General features: G+C 71.2%; 13 protein-coding genes. 11 read left to right on the plus strand and 2 right to left on the minus strand.

Annotated elements, in window-relative coordinates; translation table 11 throughout:
- Positions 1 to 81: 81 nt before the first annotated feature.
- On the minus strand, positions 82 to 924 hold the full coding sequence (locus tag OG766_RS19655) for an HAD family hydrolase (RefSeq protein WP_266381120.1): 843 nt from the start codon (positions 922 to 924) through the stop codon (positions 82 to 84).
- 609 nt (positions 925 to 1,533) lie between these two features.
- Here OG766_RS19655 and ssd point away from each other — a divergent pair.
- From ssd to OG766_RS19690, 7 genes are all read left to right on the plus strand, one after another.
- Positions 1,534 to 2,631, plus strand: a complete 1,098-nt coding sequence (ssd, locus tag OG766_RS19660) for a septum site-determining protein Ssd (RefSeq protein WP_328725888.1) — start codon at positions 1,534 to 1,536, stop codon at positions 2,629 to 2,631.
- Positions 2,628 to 3,776 (plus strand): TadA family conjugal transfer-associated ATPase, encoded by a 1,149-nt coding sequence (locus tag OG766_RS19665; protein ID WP_266381122.1) that lies wholly within the window; start codon positions 2,628 to 2,630, stop codon positions 3,774 to 3,776. The genes ssd and OG766_RS19665 overlap by 4 nt, the downstream gene beginning before the upstream one ends.
- Positions 3,777 to 3,781: 5 nt before the next feature.
- On the plus strand, positions 3,782 to 4,621 hold the full coding sequence (locus OG766_RS19670; protein WP_328725889.1) for a type II secretion system F family protein: 840 nt from the start codon (positions 3,782 to 3,784) through the stop codon (positions 4,619 to 4,621).
- Positions 4,618 to 5,409, plus strand: a complete 792-nt coding sequence (locus OG766_RS19675) for a type II secretion system F family protein (RefSeq protein WP_266381124.1) — start codon at positions 4,618 to 4,620, stop codon at positions 5,407 to 5,409. The genes OG766_RS19670 and OG766_RS19675 overlap by 4 nt, the downstream gene beginning before the upstream one ends.
- 137 nt (positions 5,410 to 5,546) lie before the next feature.
- Complete coding sequence (locus OG766_RS19680) at positions 5,547 to 5,738, plus strand: DUF4244 domain-containing protein (RefSeq protein ID WP_443045514.1); 192 nt, start codon at positions 5,547 to 5,549, stop codon at positions 5,736 to 5,738.
- A gap of 28 nt (positions 5,739 to 5,766) precedes the next feature.
- Entirely contained in the window at positions 5,767 to 6,099 is a 333-nt protein-coding gene (locus tag OG766_RS19685) for a TadE family type IV pilus minor pilin (RefSeq protein WP_323137298.1), read from the plus strand.
- The gene (locus OG766_RS19690; protein WP_266381126.1) at positions 6,096 to 6,566 is read left to right on the plus strand and encodes an Rv3654c family TadE-like protein; all 471 of its coding nucleotides are present in this window, start codon (positions 6,096 to 6,098) and stop codon (positions 6,564 to 6,566) included. Before OG766_RS19685 ends, OG766_RS19690 begins: the two co-directional genes overlap by 4 nt.
- On the opposite strand, the gene OG766_RS19695 is transcribed toward OG766_RS19690, so the two are convergent.
- Positions 6,466 to 8,985, minus strand: a complete 2,520-nt coding sequence (locus tag OG766_RS19695) for a DEAD/DEAH box helicase (protein ID WP_328725890.1) — start codon at positions 8,983 to 8,985, stop codon at positions 6,466 to 6,468. The genes OG766_RS19690 and OG766_RS19695 overlap by 101 nt on opposite strands.
- A 78-nt stretch (positions 8,986 to 9,063) precedes the next feature.
- Here OG766_RS19695 and OG766_RS19700 point away from each other — a divergent pair, with 78 nt between their 5' ends.
- The 4 genes from OG766_RS19700 (at position 9,064) to OG766_RS19715 (ending at position 13,579) form a co-directional block, all read left to right on the plus strand.
- Complete coding sequence (locus tag OG766_RS19700; protein WP_003967428.1) at positions 9,064 to 9,417, plus strand: STAS domain-containing protein; 354 nt, start codon at positions 9,064 to 9,066, stop codon at positions 9,415 to 9,417.
- A gap of 136 nt (positions 9,418 to 9,553) precedes the next feature.
- Entirely contained in the window at positions 9,554 to 10,012 is a 459-nt protein-coding gene (locus OG766_RS19705) for an ATP-binding protein (protein WP_266381128.1), read from the plus strand.
- Positions 10,013 to 10,284: 272 nt separating this feature from the next.
- Positions 10,285 to 12,684 carry a sodium-translocating pyrophosphatase gene (locus OG766_RS19710; RefSeq protein ID WP_328725891.1) on the plus strand — a complete coding sequence of 800 codons (2,400 nt, stop codon included), beginning with the start codon at positions 10,285 to 10,287 and terminating at the stop codon, positions 12,682 to 12,684.
- Positions 12,685 to 12,904: 220 nt separating this feature from the next.
- Entirely contained in the window at positions 12,905 to 13,579 is a 675-nt protein-coding gene (locus OG766_RS19715) for a small secreted protein (protein ID WP_328725892.1), read from the plus strand.
- The last annotated feature ends 20 nt before the right edge of the window (positions 13,580 to 13,599 follow it).

Here is a 13,599-nt window from a genome sequence, read left to right on the forward strand (position 1 = left end):
CGGGTCTCGCGGGCCGTTAAGTCCTTTGTACTCCTGCCTTCCGGCAAGCGGAACCCCTGTCCGCACTTTTTACTTTTGATCTCAAATACGGGCAAAAGCAGCGCTGCGGCGCCGGCTGGCGTACCAGACGAGCCCGGCCGTGGCCGCCGCCGCGCCCACAGCTGCCGCGGCGAGCAGTGCGGGACGCGCCGGCATCGTGAACGCCGGGATGCGCTGCTTGAGTCGAACCGGGCGGTCGAAGACGAGAACCGGCCAGCCGCGTGAGGCCGCTTCGCGGCGCAGCGTGCGGTCCGGATTGACCGCGTACGGATGACCCACGGATTCCAGCATCGGGACATCGGTGACGGAGTCGCTGTACGCGAAGCAGCGCGCCAGGTCGTATCCCTCCGACTCGGCGAGGTCCTTGACGGCCTCGGCCTTCGTCGGGCCGTAGGCGTAGTACTCCACCTCTCCGGTGAAGCAGCCGTCGTCGCCGACGACCATCCGGGTGGCGACCACGCGGTCGGCACCGAGCAGCTCGCCGATCGGCTCGACGACTTCGGCGCCGGAGGTGGAGACGATGACGACATCGCGGCCCGCGGCGTGGTGCTCCTCGATGAGGGAGGCGGCTTCGTCGTAGATGATCGGGTCGATCAGGTCGTGCAGCGTCTCGGCGACGATCTCCTTGACCTGGTCGACGTTCCAGCCCTTGCAGAGCGCGGACAGGTACTTGCGCATCCGCTCCATCTGGTCGTGGTCGGCGCCGCCCGCGAGGAAGATGAACTGGGTGTACGCAGTCCGCAGTACGGCGCGGCGGTTGATCAGTCCGCCACGGTAGAAGGACTTGCTGAAGGTCAGCGTCGACGACTTCGCAATGACCGTCTTGTCCAGGTCAAAGAAGGCTGCTGTGCGCGGCAAGGAGTGGTTTTCCACGACGCAGAGCATAGGCGCCCTCCATTCGGCGTAAGCTAGGGCGCGTGGGTTTGCCTGAGAAGGCTCTCGGGTACACCATGGAAGTCACGGATCGTTCGCGACCGTGCTAACCCGGTCCGGCTCCTCCCCCCCCGAGTCGGCCGTGGGGACGACCCCCGCTCTCCCCCCCGGCGGGGGTCGTCGCATGTCCGGACGCGTTTTCGCTCCCCGCATCTGATCGTTCTCCCCTCTCGGCGCCTCTCTGCGTCCTCGACGGCCCGGCTTCACGCCGCCCCGCTCGCGTCACTCTGTGTAGTTGTAGCGCTGCGCTCCGAATGTCATGCCGAAAGTCGCCGGTATGAGCTACCGGGATATTCACAAGCGGTGAGTTGTCCACAGTTCCGGAGCAAGATCCACACGATTTTCCGGCGGCGTGCACGGTGATTCCGTCCGCGAAAGTTCACGGACCGAAGGATTTCACCTGTCCCGGATCGATCTCGCCGTGTGGTGAGAGCGGTGCGGGACACCTGCGGGGGCGGTGTGCCGACCCCGCGGCAGCCACCGCGCAGCGCGGTGAGAGGGGGAGACATTGTGGCGGGATCCATCACGGCCGGCCCGCACGGGGCGTCCGGGGCGTCGCTCATGAGCGGTGCGAACGGCGGGGAACCGGCGGCGGGTGAGCGTCGGGCCGGGCCGCTGATCATCACGGAGGACGTGGCGCTGCTCGACGATCTGCTGAGGCTCTGCGCCGCGGCGGGCGCCGATCCGCAGGTCCATCATGCGGTGCCCGAGGAGAGGGGGAGCTGGGAGGGCGCGCCGCTGGTCCTCGTAGGGGACGACGCGGCGGCGAGGTGTCGAGGAGCCACCCGCAGACGCGGTGTGCTGCTCGTCGGACACGACCAGGACGATCCACAGGTGTGGCGGCGGGCGGTGGAGATCGGCGCCGACTGTGTGCTGCGGCTGCCCGACGCCGAGGGCTGGCTCGTGGACAGGATCGCCGATGTGGCCGAAGGCGTCGGCCGTCCGGCGCTGACGGTCGGCGTGATCGGCGGCCGGGGCGGCGCGGGAGCGTCCACGCTGGCGTGCGCGCTCGCCGTGACGGCGGCCCGCGAGGGGCGGCGCACGATGCTCGTCGACGGCGATCCGCTGGGCGGCGGTCTCGACGTGCTCCTCGGAGGAGAGCAGTCGAAGGGCAGAAGGTGGCCCGACTTCGCGGCGTCCAGGGGCCGGGTGGCCGGCGGCGCGCTGGAGGAGTCGCTGCCCTCGGCGCACGGGCTGCGGGTGCTCAGCTGGGACCGGGGCGATTCGGTGGTGATCCCTCCGGAGGCCATGCGATCGGTGCTGGCGGCCGCACGCAGACGCGGAGGCGTGGTCGTCGTGGATCTGGCGCGGCGCGTCGACGAGGGTGTCGCGGAGGCACTGGCACAGCTGGATCTCGGGCTGCTGGTCGTCCCGGGGGAGCTGCGGGCGGTGGCCGCCGCCCGGCGCGTCGCGACGACGGCCGGCATGGTCCTCGGCGATCTGCGGGTCGTGGTGCGCGGGCCGTATGCCTCCGGGCTCGACGAGCAGTGGGTGGCCGAGGCGCTCGAACTGCCGCTGGCGGGCGAACTCCCGGTGGAGGCTGGGCTCCTCGCTGATCTGGACGGTGGCGTTCCGCCGGGTGCGGTTCCGCGCGGGCCTCTGGCCAGGTTCTGCTCGGCGTTCTGGGAGCGCGCGCTCGCGGACGGAGGTGCGCCATGACCTCGCTGCTGCTCGAAGCGGTGCGGCAACGGCTTGCCGAGAGCGGGGCAGAGCCGACCCCGGCCAGGGTGGCGGCCGCGCTGCGGGCGCAGGGGCGGCTGCTCGGCGACACGGAGGTGCTCGGTGCCGCCGAGGAGCTGCGGTGCGAACTGGTGGGCACAGGGCCCCTGGAGCCACTGCTCTCCGATCCGGCGGTGACGGATGTGCTGGTGTCGGCGCCCGACCGGGTGTGGGTCGACCGGGGCGGCGGGCTCCGGCTCACCGATGTCACGTTCTCCGATGCGGCGGCGGTGCGCAGGCTGGCACAGAGGCTCGCGGCGGTGGCGGGGCGACGGCTGGACGACGCCCGCCCCTGGGTGGATGCCAGGCTCCCCGACGGCACGCGGATGCACGCGGTGCTGCCTCCGGTGGCGGTCGGCTCCACGTGTCTGTCGCTGCGGGTGGTGCGGCCCCGGGCCTTCTCGCTGGGCGAGCTGGTCGAGGCGGGGACGGTCCCGCCTGGTGGCGAGCGGCTGTTCCGCGCGCTGATCGAGGCCAGAATCTCCTATCTGATCAGCGGAGGCACGGGCACCGGAAAGACGACGCTGTTGTCCACCCTGCTGGGACTCGTCGGCGCGCAGGAGCGCATCGTGCTGGCCGAGGACTCGGCGGAGTTGCGGCCCGACCATCCGCATGTGGTGCGACTGGAGTCCCGCCCCGCCAATCAGGAAGGTGCGGGTCTGGTCACCCTGCGGGACCTGGTGCGCCAGGCGCTGCGCATGCGGCCGGACCGGCTGGTCGTCGGGGAGGTGCGTGGTGCCGAAGTGACCGATCTCCTCGCCGCGTTGAACACGGGCCATGACGGCGGGTGCGGCACGGTCCACGCCAATACGGCCGCGGACGTCCCGGCCCGACTGGAAGCCCTCGGTACGGCGGCGGGCCTCGACCGGGCCGCGCTGCACAGCCAGTTGGCCGCGGCTCTGTCACTGGTGATCCACCTGGTGCGGGAGCGGGACGGCCGGCGCAGGGTCGCCGAGGTCCATGTGCTGGAGCGGAACGAGGCGGGACTGGTGGTGACCGTTCCGGCGCTGCGATGGGGCGCGGCGCGCTTCACACGGGAGCGGGGCTGGGAGCGGCTGCGGTCGTTGATCGGAGGTGCGTGGTGACCACCATGGCGACGTATGCCGCGGTGTGCGCGGGAGCCGCGGCCTGTCTGACGGTCGCCGGGGACCAGGGGGTGCGACGGGCGAGGCTGATGCTGGCGGGCGGTGGGGCCGTGGAGACACGACCCCGGTGGGGCCGAGAGCGATGGCGGCCGGTCGTGGGCCGGCTGCGGCGGGAATGGCTGTGCCTGCCGGTGGGACTGCTGCTGGCCGTGCTCGGCGAGTCGGTGCTTCCCCTTGTCGCTGCCGTGGTGGCGATTCCCCTGGTGGGGCGGCGGCTGACGGCCATGGAGCGAAGGAGAGCCAAGGAGCACAAGGCCGATGCGGTGATCGCGCTGTGCGGCGGCATCGCGGGCGAGTTGCGGGCCGGTCGCCAGCCAGGGCAGGCACTGCTGAGCGCGGGCCGGGCCACGGGCGCGCTGGGCGGCTCGGAGGCCGCGGTGCTGGCGGCCGCCCGGTTCGGCGGTGATGTGCCCGCGGAGCTGCGGCGCGCCGGCCGTGAGCCGGGTGCGGACGGGCTCGCCGGCCTCGCGGCCTGCTGGCTGGTCTCCGTGGACAGCGGGGCCGGCCTGGCCGCCGGACTCGACCGGCTGGAGGCGGCCCTGAGAGCCGAGCGGGACCAACGGGAGGCCTTGCGCGCCCAGTTGGCCGGCGCGTCGTCGACGGTCGTGGTGCTGGCCCTGCTGCCGGTCGTCGGCCTCGGCCTGGGATGGGCGCTCGGCGCCGACCCGTTGCGGGTGCTGCTGCACACTCCCGCCGGCCTGGGGTGCCTGGTGTTGGGCGGGCTGCTTGAGGCCGCGGGGCTGTTCTGGGCGGTGCGGATCGTGCGGGCGGGGGCGCGGTCATGAGCGGTGAGTCGGTCCACCGGCTGGCGGTTGCCGCGTCCCTCCTGTCGGCCGTGGTCTGGCTGGGCTGCGTTGCGGTGGCGCGGCGGCGTGAGCGGCGGGTGCGCAGGAGGATCTCCGCACTGCTCGGCGCGGATCCCGGGAAGCGTCGTATGCGGCCGTCTCGGCGTCCCGCACGGGTGCCGTCGTGGGTGCGGCGATCGGCACTCCCGGTGGGTGCGCTGATCACCGGCTACGCACTGGCCGGCGGAATCGCCGGATGCCTGCTGGGACTTGCCGGGGCCTACGGCCTCCGCAGATGGCAGCAAGGCCGTGCACGGGACCGGGAGGCGGGCGGTTCCGCCGACGGTGCCTCACGGCAACTGCCGCTCGCCGCCGAACTGCTGGCGGCCTGTGTCTCGGCCGGAGCGGGGCCACGGGAGGCGGCGGAAGCGGTGGGCCAGTCGATGGGCGGGCCGGTCGGCGAGCGACTGGCGCAGGCCGCGGCCGAGCTGCGACTGGGGAGCGAACCGGCGCGCGCGTGGGGGCGGTTCGGGGAGATACCAGGCGCCGAAGGGCTTGCCCGCTGCCTGGAGCGGGCCGCCTCATCGGGAGCGCCCGCGGCCGAGCCGGTGTCCCGGCTCGCTGCCGGCCTCCGGGCGGAAAGGGCCAGGGCCGCCGCGTCCCGGGCCCAGCGCGCACAGGTCCTGATCACCGCGCCGGTGGGCCTCTGCTTCCTGCCCGCCTTCCTGGCGATCGGGGTGGCCCCGGTGGTGATCGGCCTCGCCACCGGGCTGCTGAGCGGCAACTGAGACGGCCGGCGAAGACACCAATTGCACGATGGATTCAGGGGGTTGACATGAGTTTGACCAGTATGAGGTTCGCTGATGTGAGGTTCGCCGGCGTCAGGTGCGGTGAGCTGAGGGTCGTGGCCCGGATGAGGGCACGGATGGCCGGTGCGCGGGCCTGGCTGCTCGGCAGGCGCATCCGCGGCGATGCCGGGATGACCACCTCGGAGTACGCGATGGGAACGATCGCGGCATGCGCCTTCGCCGCGGTGCTCTACAAGGTGGTGACGAGCGGAACGGTCTCGAAGGCGCTCGAATCGGTGATCGGGAAGGCGCTCGATGCGCAGTTCTGAGACGACGAGCGATGCGGAGAGGGGGTCCGTGACGGCAGAGGCGGCGGTCGCCGTGCCGGCGCTGGTGGTGTTCACGATGGCGCTGGTGTGGGCCCTGATGGCGGCATCCGCGCAGATCCAGTGCGTGGACGCCGCCAGGGCAGGGGCGCGCGCCGCCGCCCGCTCGGAGCCGGAGGCAGCCGCGCTCGCCGCGGCCCGGTCGGCCGCCCCGCGGGACGCCGAGGTCTCGCTGCTCCGCGAAGGCGAGCTCTGGCGGGTGCGGGTGGAGGCCGCGAGTCCCGGCCCGGGAGCACTGGCGCTCACTCTGACGGCGGAAGCCGTCGCCCTCGCGGAGGACACGGTGGGGAGCGGTGCGCCATGAGGAATCACGACCGGGGGTCGGCGACGGTGTGGGCGGCCATGGCGGCGTGCGCCATGTGTGCGGTCTTCGCCGTGGTGCTCGCCATGGGCCAGGCGGTCGTCGCCCGCCACCGTGCGGGTGCCGCGGCGGACCTCGCGGCGCTCGCGGCGGCGGACCGGGCCCTTGAGGGCGCGGCGCAGGCGTGCGTCGCGGCGGCGGGGGTGGCCCGGGCACAAGGGGCGGATCTGGTGCGGTGCGCGGTGGACGGCGAGATCGCCGATGTGACGGCCCGGGCCGCCCTCGGCCCGTACGCACCGGAGGTCAGATCCCGCGCGGGCCCGCCGGGGTCCCTGGGCCCTTCGGGACCCCCGGATGGCCCACTGCCTCTCAAGCCCTCTCTGCCGGGTCCGCCGATCGGTCCGACGGCGGGTCCGACGGCGGGGCCGGGGGCGCAGCCGGGACCGGGGCCTCCCGGAGGAGGACGGTGAGCAGGCGGACGGCGGCGCGTTTGTGCAGCGGGTCATTGCCGTTGCCGCACTTGGGGGACTGGATGCAGGACGGGCAGCCCGCATCGCACTCGCAGGAGGCGATGGCCTCGCGGGTCGCGGTCAGCCACTCACGGGCGGTGTGGAAGGCCCGCTCGGCGAAGCCCGCGCCGCCCGGTTGGCCGTCGTACACGAAGACCGTGGGCAGCAGGGTGTCCGGGTGCAGCGGGACGGAGACCCCGCCGATGTCCCAGCGGTCGCAGGTGGCGAACAGCGGGAGCATCCCGATGGAGGCGTGCTCGGCGGCGTGCAAGGCGCCGCCCAGCTGCTCCGGGTTCACCCGGGCGGCCTCCAGCTGGTCCTCGGTGACCGTCCACCACACGGCCCGGGTGCGCAGGGTGCGCGGTGGCAGATCGAGCTTGGTCTCACCGAGCACCTCGCCGGTGATCAGCTTCCGGCGGAGGAAGGAGACGACCTGGTTGGTGACCTCGACCGAGCCGTAGCAGAGGCGCCCGGCGCCCCAGGGGATCTCGGTGTCGGTGTCCAGGACGGAGATGGAGGTGGTGTCGCGGGCGGTGGTGGAGTACGGCGGGTTCGCCTCCTCGACGAGGGCGACGGAGTCCTCCAGGTCCAGCTGCTTCACCAGGTACGTACGGCCCTGGTGGAGATGCACGGCCCCGTCGTGGACGGCGGCGTGGGCGGCGGGCTCGTCGACCGTGCCGAGCAGCCGGCCGGTCGCGGCCTCGACGATCTGCACCGGCCGGCCGCCCTCGCCCCTGATGTCGGTGAGATCGGCGGCCCGCTCACGGCGGGTCCAGTACCAGCCGGCGGTGCGTCTGCGCAGCAGGCCCGCGCTCTCCAGCTGTGGCAGCAGCTCGGCCACGGCCGGGCCGAACAGCTCCAGGTCCTGCTCCGTCAGGGGAAGCTCGGCGGCGGCCGCGCAGAGGTGCGGGGCCAGGACGTAGGGGTTGTCCGGGTCGAGAACGGTGGACTCGACGGGCTGCTGGAAGAGCGCCTCGGGGTGGTGGACGAGGAACGTGTCCAGCGGGTCGTCGCGGGCGACCAGCACCGCGAGCGCACCCTGCCCGGACCGACCGGCCCTGCCGGCCTGCTGCCAGAGGGAGGCACGGGTGCCGGGGTAGCCGGCGATGACCACCGCGTCCAGGCCGGACACGTCGACGCCCAGCTCAAGGGCGGTGGTGGCGGCGAGGCCGAGCAGTTCCCCGGAGTGCAGGGCGCGCTCCAGGGCGCGCCGCTCCTCCGGCAGATAGCCGCCCCGGTAGGCGGCGACACGCCGGGCAAGGCTGCGGTCGACCTCGGCCAGGCGTTCCTGGGCGATGACGGAGATCAGTTCGGCGCCGCGCCGGGAGCGGACGAACGCGACCGTACGGACGCCCTGAACGGTCAGGTCGGTGAGGAGGTCCGCGGTCTCCGCGGTGGCGGTACGGCGCACCGGAGCGCCCTTCTCGCCGTGCAGCTCGGTGAGCGGGGGCTCCCAGAGGGCGAAGACGAGTTCGCCGCGGGGCGAGGCGTCGTCGGAGACCTCGGTGACGGGCAGGCCGGTGAGCCGTCCGGCGGCGACGGCCGGTTCGGCGGAGGTGGCCGAGGCGAGGAGGAACACGGGATCCGCGCCGTAGCGGGCGCACACGCGGCGTAGCCGGCGCAGCACCTGGGCGACATGGGAGCCGAAGACACCGCGATAGGTGTGGCACTCGTCGATGACGATGTAGCGCAGCGAGCGCAGGAAGGAGGCCCAGCGGGGATGTGACGGGAGTATGCCGCGGTGCAGCATGTCCGGATTGGTGAGGACGTAGTTCGCGTACTGGCGGACCCACTCGCGTTCCTCGACCGGGGTGTCTCCGTCGTACACGGCCGGTCGCACACGGTTCCCGAGCGGCGCCGCGAGTTCCTTCACGGCACGGCGCTGGTCGGCGGCCAGGGCCTTGGTCGGGGCGAGGTAGAGGGCCGTGGTGCCGCGTCCGTTGGCGGCCTCGGAGCCGTCGAGCAGCGTGCTGAGGACCGGCGCCAGATAGGCGAGCGACTTGCCGGACGCGGTGCCGGTGGCGATCACGACCGATTCACCGTCCAGGGCGTGCTCGGCGGCCGTGGCCTGGTGGGCCCAGGGGTGCTCGATACCGGCCTGCTGAATGGCGTTGATCACTTCCGCGCGGATGCGGTGCGGCCAGACGGCATGGCGGCCCGGCCTGGGGGGCAAGTGCTCCGTATGAGTGATGCGCGCAGCCCGGCCCGCCCCGGCGGTGAGCCGGTCGAGGACCGTACCCGGCGCAGGGCGGGTTCCCCCGCTCTCGGCGGGTCGTCTGGATCGGTGATTCATGGCCATCGGCACCGAGTGTGTCACCGGCGTGACGGACAATGGTCCCAAGGCGTCGTGCATGGCTGCCGGTAAGTGATTGAATGCCATCGCGGCTGGCGATCCGTCCCCTGGCTCCGCCGGGGAGACCGAGGGGCGACCGCTCGATAGCAAGGTGCTGGAGGATCCGTGGACCTGTCCCTGTCGACTCGCAATGTGTCCGGCCCTGGCGGCGACCGCACGGTCGTCGAGGTCGGTGGCGAGATTGATGTGTATACCGCGCCCAAGCTGCGCGAGCAGTTGGTCGAGTTGGTGAACGACGGCAGCTACCACCTGGTTGTCGACATGGAGGGCGTGGACTTCCTCGACTCGACCGGCCTCGGCGTGCTCGTGGGCGGTCTCAAGCGTGTGCGTGCGCACGAAGGCTCCCTGCGCCTGGTGTGCAACCAGGAGCGCATTCTCAAGATCTTCCGGATCACTGGTCTGACCAAGGTGTTCCCCATTCACACCACGGTGGACGAGGCCGTCGCGGCGACCGACTGAGTCGTCACGGCGGTTCCCCGGGGGCTCCGGCTGGTCCGGAGGCTCCGGGGAGTTCCGGAGGAAGGCAAGGGTCCCGGGCGCAAGCCCGGTGCCCCTGAGAAGCACGCTCGCACGCACGTACGTCCGAGGGGGACGCATGGCCACCGTTGAACTCCGCTTCAGCGCTCAGCCCGAGCATGTCAGGACGGCCCGTCTGGTGGCCGCCGCCGTGGCACGCCGGGCAGGAGTGGACGAGGCGGTGCTGGACGAGGTCAGGCTCGCCGTCGGAGAGGCGTGCAGCCGTGCTGTCGGGCTGCATCGCAGCCATGGCATCACCGCTCCTGTTCGGGTCGTGCTGACCGAGGAGGAGAAGACCTTCTCGATCGAGGTCGGTGACGACGTGCCCGTGTCGGGAGGTTCCGAGGGCGCCGCCGGGGAGCACGGTTCCGGCTCGGCACCCTCCGCGGAGCACGATGACGCGGACGCCGACGGCCGGGACGCCATGGGCCTCGCGGTGATCAGCGGGCTCGTCGATGACGTCGAGGTGACGTCGGACGAGCACGGAGGTGTCATTCGGATGAGCTGGCCGACGAATCCGGCCACGATCGCTTCATGACCGGGTGACCGCCCGCGGTGCGTCACGCTGACGGCGCCGCGCTCGCCCGCTTCTCGGAGAGGCCCTGCTGAGCAGGGCCTTTTTCATTTCCCTAGATCATTGATCAAGCGTCAATGCTTTTGCCCCATTACCGCTTTCGGGGGCAATCCTGAGCCGCGATCATTTGCTGAGGAGCGGGCGAAGGTCAATTCCGTTTGTCGCGCACTGTTTTGATCAGGTTCCGCTACCTACAATCCGTCCACATCTTGAGCTCTGAGCGTCAAGGAGGACGAATGGCGGGGCTCTTCAACCCAACCCTGACCGACCACCCCACTACTCTTGCGGCCGCGGTACTCACCGATGACAACCGGATGATCGTCATTGTCATCGCGGCCGTCGCACTGGCGGCGCTGGTCGTCGCGCAGTTGCTGGTACGCCAGGTCCTGGCTGCCGGCGAAGGCACTGATTCCATGAAGAAGATCGCGGGAGCCGTCCAGGAAGGCGCAAATGCCTATCTGGCTAGGCAGTTGCGCACTCTCGGCGTCTTCGCAGTGATCGTTTTCTTCCTGTTGATGTTGTTGCCGGCGGACAACTGGTCGCAACGCGCCGGGCGTTCCGTCTTCTTCCTGGTGGGTGCGCTGTTCTCGGCGGCCACCGGATACATCGGCATGCGTCTTGCGGTACGAGCAAATGTGCGTGTGGCCGCGGCCGCGCGTGAGGCGACTCCTGCGGAAGGAGAGCCGGAAAAGGATCTGACGGCCGTCGCGCACAAGGCCATGAAGATCGCTTTCCGGACGGGCGGCGTGGTCGGCATGTTCACGGTGGGCCTCGGCCTGCTCGGTGCCTCCTGCGTGGTCCTCGTCTACGCCGCGGACGCCCCGAAGGTCCTGGAGGGCTTCGGTCTCGGCGCCGCACTCATCGCCATGTTCATGCGTGTCGGCGGCGGCATCTTCACCAAGGCCGCGGACGTCGGCGCCGACCTCGTGGGCAAGGTCGAGCAGGGCATCCCCGAGGACGACCCGCGCAACGCCGCCACCATCGCGGACAACGTCGGTGACAACGTCGGCGACTGCGCCGGCATGGCCGCCGACCTCTTCGAGTCGTACGCCGTCACGCTCGTCGCCGCCCTCATCCTCGGCAAGGCCGCCTTCGGCGATCTGGGTCTGGCCTTCCCGTTGATCGTCCCGGCGATCGGCGTGGTCACCGCGATGATCGGTATCTTCGCGGTCGCCCCGCGGCGCGCCGACCGCAGCGGGATGACCGCCATCAACCGAGGGTTCTTCATCTCCGCGGTGATCTCGCTCGTCCTGGTGGCCGCGGCGGTGTACATGTACCTGCCGTCGTCGTACGCCGAGCTGAGCGGTGTCACGGAGCCCGCGATCAAGGCTCACCCCGGAGACCCGCGCATCCTCGCGCTCGTCGCCGTCGCCATCGGTATCGTGCTGGCCGCCCTGATCCAGCAACTGACCGGGTACTTCACCGAGACGAACCGGCGTCCCGTGCGCGACATCGGCAAGTCCTCGCTCACCGGCCCTGCCACCGTCGTGCTCGCCGGCATTGCCATCGGCCTGGAATCCGCCGTCTACACCGCGCTGTTGATCGGGCTCGGGGTCTACGGAGCGTTCCTGCTCGGCGGTACGTCGATCATGCTCGCGCTGTTCGCCGTGGCGCTCGCCGGCACCGGACTGCTCACCACGGTCGGTGTCATCGTCGCCATGGACACCTTCGGTCCGGTCTCCGACAACGCCCAGGGCATCGCCGAGATGTCCGGCGACGTCCAGGGCGCGGGCGCGCAGGTCCTCACCGACCTGGACGCCGTCGGCAACACCACGAAGGCGATCACGAAGGGCATCGCCATCGCGACCGCGGTTCTGGCAGCGGCCGCGCTCTTCGGCTCGTACCGCGACGCGATCGCCACCTCCGTCGCGGAGGTGGGCGCGAAGGCCGAGGAGATGAACCTGAGTCTGGACATCTCCCAGCCCAACAACCTGGTGGGCCTGGTCCTCGGTGCCGCGGTCGTCTTCCTCTTCTCGGGGCTGGCGATCAACGCGGTGTCGCGGTCGGCCGGCGCGGTGGTCTACGAGGTGCGGCGGCAGTTCCGCGAGCACCCCGGGATCATGGACTACAGCGAGAAGCCGGAGTACGGACGCGTCGTCGACATCTGCACCAAGGACGCGCTGCGCGAGCTGGCCACCCCCGGTCTGCTCGCCGTGCTGGCCCCGATCGCCGTCGGCTTCACCTTCGGCGTCGGTGCCCTGGGGTCGTACCTCGCGGGTGCGATCGCCACCGGCACCCTCATGGCCGTGTTCCTCGCCAACTCCGGTGGTGCGTGGGACAACGCCAAGAAGCTCGTCGAGGACGGCCACCACGGCGGCAAGGGCAGCGAGGCGCACGCCGCGACGGTCATCGGTGACACCGTCGGCGATCCGTTCAAGGACACCGCGGGCCCGGCGATCAACCCGCTCCTGAAGGTGATGAACCTGGTGGCGCTGCTGATCGCGCCCGCGGTCGTGCAGTTCAGTTACGGGGACGACGCCAACGCGGGCATCAGGGCCGCGGTCGCGACCGTGGCGATCCTCGTCATCGTCGGCGCCGTGTACGTCTCCAAGAGGCGCTCCGTAGCCGTGGGTGACGAAGGCAACGCCGCTGATCGGACGTCGAAGTCACCGGACCCGGCGGTCGTTTCGCAGTAAACGTCCGGCCTGTACGAAACGCCTGCTCACAGCACGGGCGGATGGCGCGGTTCACCGCGGCGTCCGCCCGTTGGCGTGTCCGGGGCCGGCGAGGTCGGTGAGCCTTGTCTCTCTTGGTGTAAATGGCCATAAAGGCCATCCATCCCGACATTTACCACAGGATTGTCGCCCAGATGGCGTGTATGTTCCGGGGCCGAGAGCCTTGGAAGGGACCGATCCGGTGAACAAGAAGCTTGCGGCCGCCGTCTCCGGCGGCGCGGTACTGGTGCTCGCGCTGTCGGGCTGCAGTGAAGACGGTGACAGCGGCAAGGTGGACGCCTGGGCGAAGAGCGTCTGCGACGCCGCACAGCCGCAGATCCAGAAGCGCGCCAACGCCCAGCAGACGATCATTTCGACGTCCGTGGACGGCAAGCCCGCTGACATCCAGACCGCCGACTCCAAGGCGTTCAAGGACATCGCCGACGCCAACAAGGCGCTCGCTGCCGCAGTGCAGGCCGCCGGCTCCCCGCCCGGGGAGGGCCAGGAGACGGTGCAGCAGGACGCGGTCAAGGAGCTCAACGAGACCGCGACCGCGTACCTCGCCCTGAAGAAGCAGGTCGACGCGCTCGACCCGAAGGACCAGCAGAAGTTCGCGGACGGGCTGCAGGACGTCGCGAACGGACTCAAGAAGATCCAGAAGATGGACCAGGACGCCCTGGACAAGCTCCAGGCCGGCGACCTGGGCAAGGCGATGGGGAAGCAGAAGGGCTGCCAGCGGGTCAAGCCCTCGGTGACCGCACCCGGCGACGCGGGGTCCGGCGCATCGAAGCCGGCGAGCGAGCCGTCGAACGCCGCGGGGCCGTCGAAGTCCGCCGGCGCCTCGAAGTCGGAGTCGTCCGAGGAGAAGGCCGAGTAGTCCTGGCCCGCGTTCGTCCC

Origin of the sequence: Streptomyces sp. NBC_00259 (genome assembly GCF_036181745.1) — a bacterium.
GTDB lineage: Bacteria > Actinomycetota > Actinomycetes > Streptomycetales > Streptomycetaceae > Streptomyces > Streptomyces pratisoli.

Coding starts and splice junctions, on each gene's coding strand:
- OG766_RS19675 (WP_266381124.1), top strand. CDS start 4,618: ATGAGCGGTGAGTCGGTCCACCGGCTGGCGGTTGCCGCGTCCCTCCTG.
- OG766_RS19680 (WP_443045514.1), top strand. CDS start 5,547: ATGGCCGGTGCGCGGGCCTGGCTGCTCGGCAGGCGCATCCGCGGCGAT.
- OG766_RS19655 (WP_266381120.1), bottom strand. CDS start 924: ATGCTCTGCGTCGTGGAAAACCACTCCTTGCCGCGCACAGCAGCCTTC.
- ssd (WP_328725888.1), top strand. CDS start 1,534: ATGAGCGGTGCGAACGGCGGGGAACCGGCGGCGGGTGAGCGTCGGGCC.
- OG766_RS19705 (WP_266381128.1), top strand. CDS start 9,554: ATGGCCACCGTTGAACTCCGCTTCAGCGCTCAGCCCGAGCATGTCAGG.
- OG766_RS19695 (WP_328725890.1), bottom strand. CDS start 8,985: ATGGCATTCAATCACTTACCGGCAGCCATGCACGACGCCTTGGGACCA.
- OG766_RS19690 (WP_266381126.1), top strand. CDS start 6,096: ATGAGGAATCACGACCGGGGGTCGGCGACGGTGTGGGCGGCCATGGCG.
- OG766_RS19710 (WP_328725891.1), top strand. CDS start 10,285: ATGGCGGGGCTCTTCAACCCAACCCTGACCGACCACCCCACTACTCTT.
- OG766_RS19670 (WP_328725889.1), top strand. CDS start 3,782: ATGGCGACGTATGCCGCGGTGTGCGCGGGAGCCGCGGCCTGTCTGACG.
- OG766_RS19665 (WP_266381122.1), top strand. CDS start 2,628: ATGACCTCGCTGCTGCTCGAAGCGGTGCGGCAACGGCTTGCCGAGAGC.